Annotated in this window: 13 protein-coding genes; 5 read left to right on the top strand and 8 right to left on the bottom strand. The window is 58.6% G+C overall.

Features of this window, described 5'->3' with window-relative positions; all coding sequences use genetic code 11:
• Positions 1–51: 51 nt before the first annotated feature.
• From M9Q49_RS08520 to M9Q49_RS08500, 5 genes are all read right to left on the bottom strand, one after another.
• Positions 52–483 (bottom strand): hypothetical protein, encoded by a 432-nt coding sequence (locus M9Q49_RS08520; protein ID WP_254508292.1) that lies wholly within the window; start codon positions 481–483, stop codon positions 52–54.
• Positions 476–1,516, bottom strand: coding sequence for a DUF1559 domain-containing protein (locus M9Q49_RS08515; RefSeq protein ID WP_254508291.1), 1,041 nt, complete (start codon positions 1,514–1,516; stop codon positions 476–478). Before M9Q49_RS08515 ends, M9Q49_RS08520 begins: the two co-directional genes overlap by 8 nt.
• Positions 1,517–1,870: 354 nt before the next feature.
• A complete protein-coding gene (locus M9Q49_RS08510) occupies positions 1,871–2,479 on the bottom strand; it encodes a hypothetical protein (protein ID WP_254507120.1) in 609 nt (202 codons plus the stop codon).
• Between the two features lie 19 nt (positions 2,480–2,498).
• On the bottom strand, positions 2,499–3,083 hold the full coding sequence (locus tag M9Q49_RS08505; RefSeq protein WP_254507121.1) for a helix-turn-helix domain-containing protein: 585 nt from the start codon (positions 3,081–3,083) through the stop codon (positions 2,499–2,501).
• A 116-nt stretch (positions 3,084–3,199) separates the two neighbouring features.
• Entirely contained in the window at positions 3,200–3,904 is a 705-nt protein-coding gene (locus M9Q49_RS08500) for a TylF/MycF/NovP-related O-methyltransferase (protein WP_254508290.1), read from the bottom strand.
• 275 nt (positions 3,905–4,179) lie between these two features.
• Between M9Q49_RS08500 and M9Q49_RS08495 the strand changes: the two genes are divergently transcribed.
• Both M9Q49_RS08495 and M9Q49_RS08490 read left to right on the top strand, forming a co-directional pair.
• On the top strand, positions 4,180–5,157 hold the full coding sequence (locus M9Q49_RS08495) for a hypothetical protein (RefSeq protein ID WP_254508289.1): 978 nt from the start codon (positions 4,180–4,182) through the stop codon (positions 5,155–5,157).
• A gap of 7 nt (positions 5,158–5,164) precedes the next feature.
• Entirely contained in the window at positions 5,165–6,382 is a 1,218-nt protein-coding gene (locus M9Q49_RS08490; RefSeq protein WP_254508288.1) for an MFS transporter, read from the top strand.
• Here the strand turns inward: M9Q49_RS08490 and M9Q49_RS08485 are convergent.
• Positions 6,372–7,430, bottom strand: coding sequence for a M42 family metallopeptidase (locus M9Q49_RS08485; protein WP_254508287.1), 1,059 nt, complete (start codon positions 7,428–7,430; stop codon positions 6,372–6,374). The genes M9Q49_RS08490 and M9Q49_RS08485 overlap by 11 nt on opposite strands.
• A gap of 147 nt (positions 7,431–7,577) precedes the next feature.
• Here M9Q49_RS08485 and M9Q49_RS08480 point away from each other — a divergent pair, with 147 nt between their 5' ends.
• From M9Q49_RS08480 to M9Q49_RS08470, 3 genes are all read left to right on the top strand, one after another.
• Positions 7,578–8,360, top strand: a complete 783-nt coding sequence (locus tag M9Q49_RS08480) for an SDR family oxidoreductase (protein ID WP_254508286.1) — start codon at positions 7,578–7,580, stop codon at positions 8,358–8,360.
• Between the two features lie 87 nt (positions 8,361–8,447).
• The gene (locus M9Q49_RS08475; protein WP_254508285.1) at positions 8,448–10,013 is read left to right on the top strand and encodes an FAD-dependent oxidoreductase; all 1,566 of its coding nucleotides are present in this window, start codon (positions 8,448–8,450) and stop codon (positions 10,011–10,013) included.
• 31 nt (positions 10,014–10,044) lie between these two features.
• Positions 10,045–10,551, top strand: a complete 507-nt coding sequence (locus M9Q49_RS08470; RefSeq protein WP_254508284.1) for a hypothetical protein — start codon at positions 10,045–10,047, stop codon at positions 10,549–10,551.
• Positions 10,552–10,574: 23 nt separating this feature from the next.
• Here M9Q49_RS08470 and M9Q49_RS08465 read toward each other — a convergent pair whose 3' ends face one another.
• Positions 10,575–14,564 carry an SdrD B-like domain-containing protein gene (locus tag M9Q49_RS08465; protein WP_254511828.1) on the bottom strand — a complete coding sequence of 1,330 codons (3,990 nt, stop codon included), beginning with the start codon at positions 14,562–14,564 and terminating at the stop codon, positions 10,575–10,577.
• A 43-nt stretch (positions 14,565–14,607) separates the two neighbouring features.
• Positions 14,608–15,945, bottom strand: coding sequence for an SBBP repeat-containing protein (locus M9Q49_RS08460; RefSeq protein WP_254508283.1), 1,338 nt, complete (start codon positions 15,943–15,945; stop codon positions 14,608–14,610).
• Positions 15,946–16,082 lie beyond the last annotated feature (137 nt).

The raw sequence follows: 16,082 nt of genomic DNA, 5'->3' as shown, positions 1-16,082 counted from the left end.
TCCCTAGTCCCAAGCCCCCAGTTCCCAGCCCCTGCCTCAGAATCCGCAGCTTCATTTCCCCAACCGTTCCACCTCGATCGTCGGCTGATTGAATCCAGGTTTGATCGTCGCGCGCAAGTCGGTACCCGGAGTCGCGTAGCGGGCGGGGATTTTTCCCGGCGACAGCTTGGTCGGATCCGAGGCCAGCGGCAGGCGGCCAATCTCCACAAGCAGCACCAAGTGCTCGCCGACCTTGGCGCCATCGTTTTCGTCGTTCGTCGTCAGTTGAAAGGTGCCGTCCGGTTTAATCTGGCCGCGGGCACTCGTTTGAGTCTCGGCTTGTTCGAACGAGATGAGCGAATTGGCGAGTTCGCTGGCCGGTTGCTTCGTGTCTTTCCAAACAACTTGTCCGCGAACGGGGTGAATGCCGTTCGTATTGCAACCCGCGAGCAACAGCAACGCAAAAATCGAAAGCAGAGCTAGGCTCCGCACGACGTTAGTCATACTTGATCACCTCGCCATCGTTGCGCACAGCGAGGGCTCGCAAGCTCACGCCATCAATCGAAGTCTTGATGGCCCGCGTGCTGCCGTCGCAGAAGACGAATTGGCAAACGCTCGGATGGTAGCTGCCGAACTTGCGGGCATAGATGCCGTCGACAACCCCAGCACTTGGCGTGATGTCGGTTGGGCTGCGCGCCAGCGGATCTTCGAGCCCGGCGATTCGTCCTGGAAAGGCCGACCACGCGCCGCTGTAGATTGGTCCGTCGCCGACCTTCAGCCGGCCGAACATTTTCAGCGGTACATGTTTTTCGCCAACGAGAAACGTGTTACTCGTGCCATCTTCGATCGCGGCGAGGCGAGTATTGCTGCTGAACATCACAACTTGTGCGCCCGCCGAAGCGGCGGCTGGAACCGGCATGGGACTGCCGATGATGATCGCGCCGTTGCTGTTGGTGTTGAACCAGTTCTGCGCGTTGGGATCGTTCGGAATGCCCCGCATGTCGCCCACGCAGGCAGCATAGTCGCCGACCGCGCCGGGCAAATTGTTCGTGGGGCCGAAGCGATCTTCGGTTGTTCCCGCGCTCGTCGGTTCTGGCGGCGCTGTGGTATCGGCTACCCAAAATTGTTCCGACTTGCTCAATCCGCCCGGACGGCGCGAAGGGCAGTAGTTGTTCTTGATCTGCGATTCGCGAGCGATCTGCGACTGCTCCGCATACTTCAGCTTGAGATCCCATTTCTCCTGCAACGACCGCTGTTCCATGAAGGGCATGATCAGCACCCAATAGCTGGCCCACCCTTCGGCCCCATGGATGCGCAGCGGCGGCAGAAACAAATAAGTGTCGTGAAAATTCTGCGTCGCCAGGCCATGCTGACGCAAATTATTCTGACACGAAGATCGCCGCGCCGCTTCGCGGGCCGCTTGCACGGCGGGCAATAGCAGGGCGACCAAGACCCCAATGATGGCGATTACCACCAACAACTCGACGAGCGTAAAGCCCGGAGTGCGCTCACGAACCGTGCGTTGAGAGAGACGCATTCGCTGTTACCCCTGAGAAAAAGGGCGCCGCAGGAATCGAATGCCCTTGCGGTCTGTTCAACAGCATAAACCTGTCGTAATTGTAAAAACAACTACGACTGCGAAATTTCTCGGTAGAGATTTTGGGTGCCACCCGAGCGTGCGAGACTCCTATCGAGCCGCGCCCGCGATTTCATGTCCCTCTAGGACGATCGATTGATTTTGAACAGAGGAGTGCAGCGTCGCGATATCTACCACCGCGACCACGGCTCGGCGGGAGCCTGTCACGCGACACAAAGTTTTGCCGCGTTAATAGCGACATAAAGTTTTGCCGATCTAGCTAGCTTTCATGTTCACTTGTCTACGCCAGTGTTTTCATTTGCGACGCTGCGCCGGCCCTGGCACTTGGAGAGTGCGCACGGCGTGTGGAGTCCAGTCGGAGGCGTATATCGCTCGCAGTTGGTTGCCTGGTTCATCGGTCACCAGCCATTCCAAGCGATCGGGGTCGAAGCTCAGGTACACGTCGCGGCCGGCGTGTCGGGCGCCGATAAACAGCTTGCGGTGATACGGCCCGATCTTGCCCGACTGATCGACACGACGGGGCACGCAATAGGTGCTGAGATGCTCAAGCACGCGGTCCCAGTTCCAGTGACGTCGTTCCCAACCTGCCGTGTAGGTGCGCCCCGAATGCTTCAGCTCGGGGAACGCCACGACTCGCGGCTGCTTGTGAATTGCGGGATAAACTTCGCGTTGCAAGCGATCTTCATGCCGCAGTCGCGATTGAAACTGACGCACAGTTCGGCACTGCCGCGGTTCCGCCCAAGTATTCACCAGGCTCTGACTTCGTTCGATCACGCCGTTCTCCTGCGGTCGGCGCGGCGTGTTCCAGTGCATCTCAATACCCAAGCCGATGAGCCATAGCGCGAGCGCGGTGGGGAGATCGCTCCACGAACCCCACGGTGCGCCGTTGTCGACACGCATCACGTGCGGCCTTCCATATTCGCTAAAAACCTGCCGCAAACAGGCCTGCACGCGAACCACGGGAACCTGCGTGAAGTGACCGAGGGGAAAAAACAAACGACATTAGCACCGCGCCGCTGCACTCATCGGCCACGCGCAACCACGACACCGGCGCGCCGCTGGCCAGTCGCTTCTGCTCCGCAGCATCAATCTGCCAAACGTGGTGCGGCTGCTCTGCTCGCGTCACGCGCGTGCCCTGGCGACGACCACTCGGCGCAGGCCGCGTGGTCCGCAACCAGCGCTGCAATGTGCGCGTGCTGGGAAGTTGAGCCGCAACAAACCACCGCGTTAATTCAATTCGCAAACGCTCAGCGCCCCAGCGCCGATGCTGCTCACGCAATCGCAATGTTCGCCGCCGCACCACTTCCGCATCCTGCGAACGCTCTCTGCCGCACGCCTGATAATTGGCCGCCAACGCAGCCTCGCCCCGCGCCCGCAACCGCTGCAAAAAGCTCCTCACCGTCCGCTCGCACAACTCCAACTCCTGGGCGATGAGCGCCACCGACTGCCCATTCTTAGATCGTCGCCAAATCGCCCGCCGAACCGCCAAAGCCAAAGCACGAGGCATGATCGAATCTCCGCAGCAACGAATTCACCAGACGCCCGAGACGAACTCATGCTACCGAATCCCACAACCCGGCAAAACTTTATGTCGCGTGACAGAGCCTCGCCCTCCCTCGTGCTCTACATCGTCGTCTTGATCAACATGCACTGGGTCGTCGGCAGTTCGATTACTTGTTCCTGCCGTCCTTCGCAGAACTCCGCAAAGGCCTGGCGGACGCCGGGCAGAATCGAGTAATCGTGCGACAGAATCACGCCGCCGGGAATGAGGCGCGGGAAGAAGTACTCGATGCACTCCTTCGTGCTTTGATACAAATCGACGTCGAGATGCACGAAGCTGAACTTGTGGTTGTCGAGCACGCCCTTCACGCTGTCGGGGCAAAAGCCCTTGTGATATTCCAGCTGCTTGAAATCCTTCAGGTACTTCTGAATCGATTCGATGCTGCAGGCAAAGCGGCCCTTCTTTTCGATGTGCTTTTCCGATTCCGAGGGTTCCGGCAACCCTTCGAACGTATCGCACAGATGGAAGGTCTTGTCACCCTTGGCTTCGCAAATGACCTTGGCCGTGCTTCCTTGATAGATGCCCACTTCGGCAAAATCGCCGGGCGTCTTGGCAAAACCGGTGGCCAGCGAGTGGACGATGAACGACTCGAAGTTCGTCACCATCGACCAGCGTTCGCGGCGGGCTCGGCGAAGAATCTTGAGCTTGCTCCAATCCTTGTGCATCATCAGGGCGAGCATTTCGGCCCGGGCGGCCATATCGATGCCCAGCCATTCGATGAATGTTCCGCCAATCAATTTCTGCAGGCGAGGATTACGAAGCAACATGGGCGGGTCTCCCAGAAAAAATGTGTGAGGTTCGTGACCGCCCGCCTCCAGCGTAGGTCAACCGAACATCCTAACCTGTTCAGAATTATTTACCAGTTGAGGTGAACTGGGCCATCAATCGGTCCGTTCCCCAATTGCGACAGCATCGGCCCGCCGCCGTCGATTGATTCAGCAAAGCTCGTACCCGGCATACAGCTTACCCAAGCTCAGGTGTTATGCTGCGTGCAGACATCCATTCCGCGATTCCACTCGCTAGCGGCGACAGCGAAGACTGCATGAACGAATCTCAATCCACCACGAACCAATCCAAGCCCCAGCGGCGCGGTCCTGGCTTTTTCTGGCTGCTGGCGTTGCTCTTGGGCGGCGTCGTGTTGATCACCGAGATTCCCAATCAGCGACGAGCTTGGAAATTTGCCTCCGCGCTCGAAGCGCGCGACGCGGGTGAAAAAGCTCGCGCCACGGAAATGCTGAACGAACTGCTCAAGCAGCAGCCCAAGGACGAGCAGTACTTGCGGGCCCAATACCTTTGGAACAAGGAAGACGGTAAATACGAGTTGGCACTCGAATATGTGCAAGATCAGCTGACCGGCGCGAAGGAAGGATCGCATTGGTACATGACTTGGATCTCCGAACGGAGTCGCCTGTATCAGCATCTGCATCGCTACCAGGATGCCATCGCCGATAGTCAGGAGCTCGTTCATCTAAGCGAAAAAATCGGCACTCCCACTCGGCAAGAGGCGCTGAACGGTTTGGCCTATGCGCGAGCGCTCGGGGGAAAAGACTTGGACGCAGCGCTCGCCGATGCCGACACGGCCGTTGCCGGCGCAAGAGCAAACTTGAAGGACGCCGAGAATCTGATGTCGGCTGCTGTGGCGGCAAAGAAAAAAACTGCCGAAGCCTCTGAAATGCTGGCCGAATGCCGCGCTAGCGTGATGGCCTGCGTCGACACCCGCGGCTTGGTCAATTTCAAAAAGTCAGATTTTGCCGCGGCCCAACGCGATTTTGACGAAGCGGTGGAAAACTTGCTGCTCGTGCGCGAGTTTCACAAGGCTCACGAGAAGGCCGACTCCACTCAAGTGCGCGAATACAAACAGTTCGCGAAGAAACAGCAAGAGCGCGACCACAACGACGCGGTCATCTACTATCACCGCAGTTTGAATCTGAAAGAACTCGGCCGCGAGGAAGATGCAGACCGCGATTGGAAGAGAGCGGCGGAACTACTAGGCCGCGAGCCGGGCGACGATCTGTTCTAATGACAGGATGAGTGCAGCAGAAACGGATGTCACCAAGAAGAGCGCCCTAACCGGCGCGAGCAGCGGCGTGCTGCTCCTGGTCATTTCTTACATCGCTTTCATCAGCCTCGGTTTGCCCGATGCGGTGACCGGTGTCGCCTGGCTACACGTGCGCGAGTGGTTCAAGCTGCCGCAGGTCGCCTTCAGTTCGATCTCGGTTGCGCTGGGCACTGGCTATTTTCTCTCCAGCTTTTTCGCCGGGCAGCTGGCGCAGCGGTTGGGCATCGGTTTGTTGCTGACGCTCAGCAGTTTGCTCGTGGCCCTCGCGATGTTCGGCAATGCGAGCGCGCCGCTGTTTGCGGTTTTTCTGGCATGCATCTTTTGCTGGGGCTTAGGTTCCGGCGCGATCGACGCCGGGCTGAACCATTACGCGGCCAGCCATTTTTCGCCGGTGCACATGAATTGGCTGCACGCCTGCTATAGCTTGGGCGCGACACTCGGGCCATTCCTGATGACGGCAGCGCTGACCTATGCGAATTCTTGGCGACTCGGATATGCGATCGTGGGATCGCTGGTCTTGGCGCTGGTGCTCGTCTTTGCAATGACGCTGAAATGGTGGGATGCGGGAAATACGACCAAAGAAGTTGCGCAGGAATTGCCCGTTTCGATGCGTGAGACACTCAGTCAGTCGCTCGTCTGGCTGCAAATTGCGACCTTCGCGCTCTACACCGGTTTAGAGTTCATGGTCGGCGGTTGGACCTGCACGCTGCTGATCGAATCGAGGCATGTCGCTGAAGGGACCGCCGGCGTGCTCGTCGGCGTGTACTACGGCTCGATCGGCGCGGGGCGCGTCTTCCTCGGCGGTCTGACGAATTGGATTGGTGTCGATCGAATGCTGCGCGCCTGTACGGTGACCGCCGTCATTGGTACCTTGCTGTTTGCGTTTGCACCGCTGCCCGTTTCCATCGCCGGCCTCGTATTGCTCGGCATCGGCCTGGCGCCGATCTTTCCCGGTTTGATGTCGCGCACACCGGCGCGATTGGGCGCCAATCACGCAGCCCATGCGATCGGCTTTCAAGTGAGCGCCGCCACGATTGGCGGCGCTGCGATGCCAGCGATCGCCGGTTTTCTCGCGCAGTACGTCAGCCTGGAAGCCATCGCGCAGTTCGGCGTCTTCCTGGCAGTCGCAATCCTGCTGCTGCACGAAACGCTGTTGCGAACGGATCGCCGAAAACTTACGGCGTGAAGTCTTCGTCGCCGTTCAAACCAACCACAAATGCCGCCAGCAGATCGGCAGCGCGGTCGAGATCTTCGAGCGCCACCATCTCCACGGCCGAGTGCATGTACCGATTCGGCAAACTCACCAGGCCCGTCGCGACACCAGCGCGATTCAACTGCAGCGCGTTCGCATCATTGGGAACGGCTCGGCCGCTGGCCGACATTTGAAAGGGAATCAATTTCTCCTTCGCCGTTGCGATCAGTCGCTCCGTGACGACTGGATTCATGTTCGGACCGCGGAAGATCACCGGGCCGTTGCCGAGAGCGATATCGCCTTGCTGCCGCTTGTCGATCGTGGGGCAATCGGTCGCGTGCGTTACATCGACTGCAATGCCAATGTGCGGATCGACACCGAAGGCGCTCGTCTGTGCGCCGCGCAGACCGATTTCCTCGGCCACCGTCGACACTGCATACACGCCGACCTGCAGCGATTGCAGCGAGGCACGGCGGAGGGCTTCAATCACCGTCCACAAGCCAGTCTTGTTATCCATCGCCGGCGAATTGGCCAGGCCGTTCCGCATTTCGACCAAGCCGAGTTGCAGCGTCACTGGATCGCCAATGCGGACCAACTCCTGAGCTTCCTGCTTGGTCTTGGCGCCAATATCGAGCCACAGATCGTCGAGCTTCACAACCTGCTTACGTTCTTCGTCCGTCAGCAAGTGAATCGGCTTGCGCGAAATGACCGCCGGAATCGGCCCACCGCTGGCCCAGATCACCATTCGCTGACCGATCAGTTGCTGCGGGTCCCAACCGCCGATCGTCTGTGCGTAAATGAAACCGCTGTCGTGAAAGTGCGTCACGAGCATGCCGATCTGATCGCAGTGACCGGCGAACATCACGCGTACCTTCGCCTCGGGATTTTTGCAGGCGATGACGTTGCCGTGAGCATCGGTGCGAACCGTATCGGCGAACGAAGCAACGTATTTGCGAACGACGTCCTGAATCGGCCGTTCGTAACCGCTGGGACTGGGCGTGTGGAGCAGTTGCTTGAGAAATTCGTACGATGAGGCTTCCATGAAAGCTCCGGGGTGTTTGCTGCGTGTGCGCAGGATCAATTGAAGTGGTCACATTGTCGCGATGTTCCCCGCTGGCTGACAATAGGACTCGGCGGCTGGTTATCATGTCCCTCTTCCGACGCACCGCCGAAGCAATCCGAGAGCCCCATGGACCTACAACTGCAAGATCACGTCGTCCTCGTCACCGGCGGCGCGAAAGGAATCGGCCGCTCGATCGCCGATGTGCTCGCCGCTGAAAAAGCGATCGCTGTGATCATTGGCCGCAACCAGGCCGACAATGAAACCGCCGTCGCCGAAATCGTCACTGCTGGTGGCCGTGCGCATGGCATCGCCACTGAACTGACCGATCCCGCCGCATGCGAATCCGCCGTCAAACAAGCAGTCGCCAAATTCGGCCGCATCAATGGCGTGGTGAACAACGCCGGCGTGAACGACAACATCGGCCTTGAGGAAGGAAACGTCGACGACTTTATCCGTTCGCTGCAGCGGAATCTGATCCACTACTATGAAGTCGTCCGGCATGCCTTGCCCGAACTGAAAAAGTCCCAAGGCGCGATCGTCAACATCGGCTCGAAGGTCGCCGAAACAGGCCAAGGACATACTTCGGCCTACGCCGCGGCGAATGGCGGTCGCAATGCCCTGACACGCGAATGGGCCATCGAACTCGCGAAGTATCACATCCGCGTCAACGCCGTGATCGTCGCCGAGTGCTGGACGCCGCTCTACGAAAAATGGATTCAAACGCTCGGCGATCCTGCCGGTGAACGCCGCAAGATCGAACAGCGCATTCCTTACGAGCGACGGATGACGAAGTCCGAAGAAATCGCCAACATGGTGGTTTTCCTCCTCTCGCAACGATCAAGTCACACGACGGGGCAGCTGATTCACGTAGATGGAGGTTACACGCATCTCGATCGGGCCTTCATTTAGTTATCGAGATAGATAAATAGTTACTCCCTCTCCTCGGTACTCCGGGGAGAGGGTTGGGGTGAGGGGCCGAAGCGGATACCAAAACTAATGAAACGCAGAGACTTCCTCGTTGCTTCCTCAATCACCGCTCTCGCGTCAAACGCACTCGCGCATCAGCCCGAGAAAAAAACTACTGACGTCTTCGTCTACGGCAGCACTCCCGGCGGAATCGCCGCCGCCGTCGAAGCAGCCCGCCGTGGTTTGAAGGTCACGCTTGCCTGCCCACAGCCTCATCCTGGCGGCATGGCAGCCAGCGGACTCTGCACGACTGATGCAGTGCGTCGACATTTGTTCGGCGGCTTCGTTCTGGAGTTCACGCAGCGCGTGCGAGCGGAATACGTCAAACGCCTCGGCGAGACCTCGCCCGAATTCAAACTCATTCATGACGGCTGGTACTACGAACCGTCGGTCGCTCAACTCGTCTTTGAGCAGATCATCGCGAACGAACCTAATCTGACATTCCTCCCGGCGCATCACCTGCTGCGAGCCACCATCGACGGCGGCCAAATCAAACAGGTTGAACTCAGCGACGCGAAAAACGCTCAGCAGATGATCGCGGCGAAGACGTTCATCGACGGCACCTACGAAGGCGACCTCGCCGCGGCGGCGAAAGTGCCGTATCGCGTCGGACGCGAAGCGCGCGATGAATTCGACGAGCCGCTCGCCGGCATTCATTACATGAACTTCCGCACCGGCAAGCAAATCATCACGGCAGACACGGGTGAAGCCTCGCCAGCCATTCAGGCCTTTTGTGCGCGATGTATTTTCACCGACGACAAAGAACAACGAGTTCCGATTGAGAAGCCCAATTCGTACGAACAGCACTTGCCCGACTATTTGCCGCTGCTCGACGATTTCAAAAGTGGCCGAGTCACGCGCTGGAGCAGCGGCGTGACGTTGCCGGGGCGAAAAGTCGAAGCCAACGGTCACATCGAATGGCTCACCAGTTTGAACTGCCCCGGTATCAGTTGGGCCTGGCCCGAAGCGAGCAAAGCACATCGCGCACGACTGGCGCGGTTTCACATCGAACATGGGGCTGGCATGCTCTGGTTTTTACAAAACGATCCACATGTTCCCGAGGCCATCCGCAGCCAGGTCGCGCCGCTCGGCCTGCACAAACAGGAATTCACCAGCAACGATCATTGGCCTTGGCAGATTTATGTGCGACAAGGTCGGCGAATCACCGGCCGGGCGCTGATTACACAGCGAAACTTCATGCCGGATGACAAAGGGCAGACGCCGCGCGTCGAAAATCCGATCGCGCTCGGCGAACATTCCTTCGATGTGCATCCGTGCCACGACCGCCGTTTCGCCGTCGATGGTTTCATGGAAGGAGTCCTCTGGTATCCCAAGAAAGCGCAGGGACCTGCGCAACCCGGACAGATTCCTTATGGCGCTCTGCTGCCGAAGACTATCGACAACTTGCTGGTTCCCGTGGCGATGTCTTGCACGCACGTCGCGATGTCGGTGCTACGCATGGAGCCGGTTTGGATGACGACCGGACAAATCGCTGGGATCGCCGCTGTTCGTGCAGATGAGCAAAAAACCAACGTGGCCGCGATCGACCCCGCCCGCCTCGCTGCCGACTTGAAGATTGCCACTAATCCCGCCTGAGAACAAAGCGTACTCGCTGCAAAAAATTTCCATGCCCGAACTCACTGAAGACGAACGACAACAGCTGCGCGGCTCGCTCATGGTGTTGCGGATTATTGTCTGCGCGCTGCTGCTGGGCGTCACAAGCTACACAGGCTTCTGCTTGTTTTTGCACCTGCGCGCGGGCAAGCTGCCGCAGCAACTGGTCGTGATACCCGGACAACTCACCATCCCGCAAGCGATTGCCATGGCGAGCGCTGTCGTAGCAGGAGTCTTGGCGCTGCTGGTCCCGCCGTTCTTGATCGTGCCGCAGCTCAAGCCCGACTCTGAATATCAACGACTCATCGAGATCCAATCGGCAGCGCAGACGATTCAAGTCCGCACGATCGTCGCTTGTGCGTTGCTAGAAGGCGCCGCGTTCTTCAACGCCATCTTCGTGCAACTCGATTTCAGCCGCGGCAATCTGGCGATGGTGCTCGCCTTGCTAGTCGTTATGGCCAGCCACTTCCCGCTCAGCAGCTGGTACTTCGGCAAGATCGAACGACTGATGAGCCGTTGAAGACGCAATCAACTCCTCGGGGATTACCGGCGACGGATTGCCATGGACCGAGCGCCCGGCGCGGGCGCACTGACGATTTCATACTCTGCGCGCCAGTTGGCGAGTATCTGCAGAATGGCTAACTCCTGGTTAGAGAGTTGTTGGCCGGCCGCTGTCGCGATGTTGGACGGTGGAAGCTCTGTCTCGATAAGCTGGCTGTTGTCGGCAGCAAAAATTAGATCGTGATCCGCGCCGATGGACGACTGCTGAATGACCGTCGCCGGCAGGCGCGGGTCAACATAGACAAGATCATTGCCAGCCACCCCGTCGATGGCGATGCCTTGGGGCGCTACAAATGTTCCGAGCAAACGACGCCCCGACCGCACCAGCACGCGCTCCGCATCAACGTAGCCGACGAAAATCTGTTCGGCAGCGTTCGTGCCGGTGATAAGCAGACGGCCGTCGATTACGCGCGCCGTCACTTCGGGAGGCGCCGCAGCACTGATCACGGTCAGCAAACCGTCGATCGCATCGTTGCTGGCATCGGTAGGCGCTGGAATGAGCGTCAGGCCCCCTTCGTTCAGTTGCGTTTGCCGGCTGCGCGAATTGGCCGCGATATTGATGGCCGAAGCGCCGGTCGTCGCGCCTGCGCGCACCGTCGCTTGCAATTTCACAAACTCGCCACGGAAGCGTCCTTCGATGGGCCTGGTTCCGGCGAGCGTGATATCGATTCGTCCGGCGAGCGGATTGATTCGCGAAGAGATCATCCAGTCGCTGCGATTACTCAGGAGACTGCCAAGAGCCACATCAGTGACGTCGAGCACCTGCGGATCGTAATAGATCACCAGGTCGCCCGAGCTTAGTCCGCTGCCGGTGAGATCGACGATGCTGTCGATGTCGACCGGAATGTTTAGAGTTTGCCCAGGCGAGGCGCTAAGATTGCGCGGAATGCTCAACTTCGGATCAGGGCCACCTTGCAGGAATGAACCGGAGAATACTCCGCCGGGAATCTTATCGACAAAAATGCCGACGGCGGCTTGTAGAATGAGCGAAGTATCGTCGCCCGAGAAAGAACCGTTGCCGGTGATGTCGCCGATGACGACAGGATCGAGCAGCGGAAAATCCTGCAGCCCCGTATCGATGCCGACGGCATTACGGGCCACCAGCGAGGCATCCTGTGCACTATAGGCGCCGTTGCCCGTCACGTCGGCAAAGTAGGCGACCACATGCAGCGCATCGTCGTCGATCGCCGGGATCGCTCCCGAGTTCAAACTGATGTTGGTCAGATCGAGGATGTGTTTCGCCCGATAAGTCGCGGTGCTGGGAACGCTGGCCTGCAGCGTGACGAATTGCTTAGCACCTATGGTCAGCGGCGTCGTGCTCGCAAAAGTAATTGTCGCCAGGCCCGGTGTCGTGATGACGAGCGAAGCCGTTGCGCCAGTGGGCATACCGGGCGCGACCGCGATGCCTTGAATATTGAGGAGCGCCGGATCGTAGCGCAGCTGAAAGACCGCCGATGTAATTCCCGCGGCATTGCTCACGCTGATGGGAATTCCCGCTGTGTCATCTTTTGCAGGCACGTTCACCATCTGCGCCGGACCGCGGGAAAAGTTCGGCAGGCTTAACTTCACTGCGTTCGCGAGCGGCGTTGCCACACCGAAAGAACGGACGAATTTGCCACCCTCGCTCGTGCCAAGCGTCACGGTATAGATATCGGCCGGCAGAATGCTCGCGGTTGCAATAAAGGTAAGCCTTCGCCGATCGGGGCTGATTACCGCCGAACCGCGAATCGGCTCGGCGTTGCTCGCCGAGCCGCGCAACACCAGATCGACTGGGCCCAGGTTACTTCCCTGCGTCAAATACAAATTGAGTGTTGTTGGATCGAGGTCGCGACTGAAGTCGAGCGTGAAGCCGGTGGTCGTTTGCTCGAAACCGATTACCGGCGGCAAAATCGGTTCGGAATCCTTGGGAACAACCTCAACCGTGAACGACCCGGGCGCCGACAACCCACCCAAATCCGTGGCGCGGACGTTGACGCGAAATGACGACTCGGCCTGAAAGTCGATCAACGCCGAATTGGCAATCAGTTGATTGCCAACGAGCGAAAATTTTCCGCCTAGATTGTCGAGCAATTCGTACGTGAACTGATCTCCCTGATTGTCGTCGACGACCGAAATGGTGCCGACGATCTGCGTCAGTTGCGATTCGTAAATGGTGGAGGACGAAAGATTGACGAAGCGCGGGGCAAAATTCTTGCGGAAGACGGACAGATACATGTCCGTGCCACCGGCGCTCGTCAGCGGATAATCCGTCGTCGGCGCGACATCGAAATCGGGGGTCACGCTGAACTTACCGGTCGAGACAATCGAGCGGCTCACTTGATCAAAGGCGATACCGTTGCCCTGATCCGTTAAGCCGCTGCCAATGCGGAAGGCCGAAAATGTCTCGCCGCTGGGAGTGAGGGTGGTGATGAATGAGTCGCTCGAACCATTGCTGCTTGTGAGAGTGGCCCGCGTGTCGACATCGCCAAACTCCACCGTGTTGCCAAACCGCCCCGTCAAATACACATTGCCGTCGGCGTCGGTATCGACACCATAAGCAACATCGGTCGCACCACTACCGTATCGTTTCACCCACAGAATCTTGCCGAGGGCATCACGCTTGGCGACGAAGATGTCCAAGCCGCCAGCGCTGGAAAGTTGCGCGCCAGCCACCATCGGATCGAAATTCACCGTCCCCTGAAATCCGCCGACCGTGTAGATATTGCCAGCCGAGTCAACGCTGATCGAATTGCTGTCCTGATCGGCGCCGGTGTTTCCCTGACGCAGCGCCAAGACAAAATTGCCGGCGTCGTTCAGTTTCAACACGTATGAATCAAAGCTGCCGGCGCTGGTGAGGTTAAACACACTTCCCGTACCTGCTGCGGGATTGAAATCGGCAACTCCGCTGAAATAGCCAGTCAATATGACGTTTCCCGCAGCGTCAACGTCGAGGTCACGCATGCCATCGTCGCCGGTTCCACCAAAGCTGCGGGCCCAAACCAAGTCACCGATTTCCGTCAACTTGATGACAAAGGCATCGTAGCTGCCGGCGCTAGTCAGCGGCGTGTAATTGGCTGGGATGGGAGTGTTCTCGGTCGACAAGCCCGGATTCACGTCAGCGGTCCCGGAAAAATTGCCGGCCAGATAGACGTTGTCGTTGCTGTCGATGGTGAGAGCGGCGGCAGTCTCGTCCGACGTGCCACCCATGTTGCCGCCCCACAGGTAATTTCCCAGCGGGTCGAGCTTCACGATGAATACATCGTCCCAAGAAGAAGACTTAACTCTCAAAGTAGAATTGAGACCGGGGTCCAAATCGAGCGAGTATCCAAATCTGCCAGCCACAACGACGTTCCCTTGGCTGTCGACTTTGATATCGGCGAGCGACTCGTCGTCGCTGTCTCCCCATTTCCGGGCCCAAATCAGTGCGCCAGCGGGAGTGTACTTCGCGAGAAAGACGTCGGTATCGGTGCCAAACGTGGTTAGGTTGTATTGCAGCGGGCCAGTATCGAGGTCGATGGTTCCTGTGAACTGACCTGCGACAAAGATGTTGCCGTCGGTATCGCTCGCCACGGCGATGCCGGTATCGTCGGTGGTTGTACCTGCCCGCAACGCAAATCCCCATTTTGGAGACGTGCCCAGCAGGCCCAGATCGACATGCGAGACGTGTTCAAATGCCTGGACCGTGAGCACGGTGCTCACGCTAACGTTGGTAAAGTCACTGTCGATCGTGTCATCCGTCCCAACGTTCGCCACTGTGAATGAATAGTTGACCGGAGGGTGAACCACGACGAAATACTTGCCGCTGACCAGGTCGCCGAACGAATAGCGGCCGTCGGCATCGGTTGTGGTCACAGCAATTCGGCTGTCGTCGTATATGTCGTTGGGGACGATATTGATCGTGGCGTACAACTCGACGACGACACCTGCCAGACCGTTTTCCGTCGACTGTTGCAAGCCGTCGTAGTTCGCATCTTGCCAGACGTAGCCATCCACCGAACTCCCCGGCGCCTTCAAGCGGAGAATGTACGCGTCGCTATCACGCGTCGCCGTCAGGTTGAACACTCCAGGCCCCGGGTCGAAATCGCGGGTGGTCCGAAACTTTCCGCAAACGTAAACCGAGCCATCGGGCGCAACCGCAACGCTGTTTGTCTCGGCGGCTTCCAGGCTGCGGGCGGCAACGAAGTTGCCCTCGGGGGTGTAGGTGGCAAGATAGGAACTGCCGCCACTCAAGTAGTAGGCGTCGCTCGAGGGATTGAAGTCTTTGGGTTCCGTAGTTGCCAACGAAATAAATCTTCCGGTCGGGGCCGACGACGACCTGATTGGCGACTCCACCGCCAATGCCGCGAGCCCAGACAAAGTTACCGTCCAGGTCCATCTTTTGTAGGAACATGTCCGACGGAGTGCCGGCAGCATTGGTGGGGAGCGAGTAGTCATCTGGCCCCGGATCGAAATCGGCTGGGCCACCGTAGCCACCGACCGTCACCACATAACCCGCAGGATCGATGGCAATCGAGCGGCCATCGGCCCAATTTGGCGCGGCGCCCATCGCCTTTCCCCAGGCCCAGTCGCCCGTTGGTGTCAGCTTGGCAACCAGCGCTTGGTGGTAAGTGCTCAGGCTGATCCTGCTTCCGACCAGGTTCATCACGCCGTGCGTTTCACCAGTGACGTAAGCATTGCCGTTGGCGTCGAGCGCCACGCTAAAGGCTTCTTGCGAGTCAGGTCCACCGATCTGCCTGGTCCACTGAAAATCGCCGTTCGTCGACAGCCGGCTCACAAAAATGTCGCGGTTGCCTTGGCTCACCAGCGTGGTCGGCCCGAAATAGGCTGTGGTTTGAAAGGTGGCCGCGACCACCACATCACCCTCGGGAGTTGCCGCGATTCCGCCGAAGAATTCGGGCTGCAAGCCTCCCATCGTTTTGACCCACGCGGGATCGCCGAATGAGTCCAACTTCACCACGAAGACATCACTCTGACCGACCGTCGTAACGCTAATGCTATTGGTCGGGCCAGCAAACGTTCTGGTACCGGAGGTGCGACCGGTCACATAGACACTGCCCATCGCATCAACGGCCATTTCCGCTCCATCCACAACCGTCGACTTCCAGACGATAGAACCATCGGCTGCAAACTTCGTCACATACTTTGTGCCGCTGGTGTAATAATTACCTGCGTTGTCGAAAACGATATCATCATAGGTATCGTCGATCAGCGAATCGGCCGACGAATAGGCTTCGACGAACTCCGCATACAGACACAACCGCGGCTCGAGTTTCTCGGCCCACAACTGCGGCCGACGAAAGCGCGGCGACGCACGCTGACGATCCTTCTTCGCTGAGGATGATGGCCGCGCCCGCCGAACGCTCCGGATAGACATAACAGCACCGGTGCAGGAAGAGGTGCAAAGGATGCAAGTAAATCGAGGTAGTAGACCTCGTAGTCTTTAACACCGGTGCTTCAAAGTCAATCGATATCTCAACTCCAAATAAAACGGCAAAAAAGTTCTTAGCGCCA

Origin of the sequence: Anatilimnocola floriformis (assembly GCF_024256385.1) — a bacterium.
Classification (GTDB): domain Bacteria; phylum Planctomycetota; class Planctomycetia; order Pirellulales; family Pirellulaceae; genus Anatilimnocola; species Anatilimnocola floriformis.
This window is presented reverse-complemented; position numbering and strand designations above follow the sequence as displayed.

Excerpts from the sequence above, each read along its gene's own strand:
- M9Q49_RS08520 (WP_254508292.1), bottom strand. The coding sequence starts at position 483 with ATGACTAACGTCGTGCGGAGCCTAGCTCTGCTTTCGATTTTTGCGTTG.
- M9Q49_RS08515 (WP_254508291.1), bottom strand. The coding sequence starts at position 1,516 with ATGCGTCTCTCTCAACGCACGGTTCGTGAGCGCACTCCGGGCTTTACG.
- M9Q49_RS08505 (WP_254507121.1), bottom strand. The coding sequence starts at position 3,083 with ATGCCTCGTGCTTTGGCTTTGGCGGTTCGGCGGGCGATTTGGCGACGA.
- M9Q49_RS08500 (WP_254508290.1), bottom strand. The coding sequence starts at position 3,904 with ATGTTGCTTCGTAATCCTCGCCTGCAGAAATTGATTGGCGGAACATTC.
- M9Q49_RS08495 (WP_254508289.1), top strand. The coding sequence starts at position 4,180 with ATGAACGAATCTCAATCCACCACGAACCAATCCAAGCCCCAGCGGCGC.
- M9Q49_RS08490 (WP_254508288.1), top strand. The coding sequence starts at position 5,165 with ATGAGTGCAGCAGAAACGGATGTCACCAAGAAGAGCGCCCTAACCGGC.
- M9Q49_RS08485 (WP_254508287.1), bottom strand. The coding sequence starts at position 7,430 with ATGGAAGCCTCATCGTACGAATTTCTCAAGCAACTGCTCCACACGCCC.
- M9Q49_RS08480 (WP_254508286.1), top strand. The coding sequence starts at position 7,578 with ATGGACCTACAACTGCAAGATCACGTCGTCCTCGTCACCGGCGGCGCG.
- M9Q49_RS08475 (WP_254508285.1), top strand. The coding sequence starts at position 8,448 with ATGAAACGCAGAGACTTCCTCGTTGCTTCCTCAATCACCGCTCTCGCG.
- M9Q49_RS08470 (WP_254508284.1), top strand. The coding sequence starts at position 10,045 with ATGCCCGAACTCACTGAAGACGAACGACAACAGCTGCGCGGCTCGCTC.
- M9Q49_RS08460 (WP_254508283.1), bottom strand. The coding sequence starts at position 15,945 with ATGTCTATCCGGAGCGTTCGGCGGGCGCGGCCATCATCCTCAGCGAAG.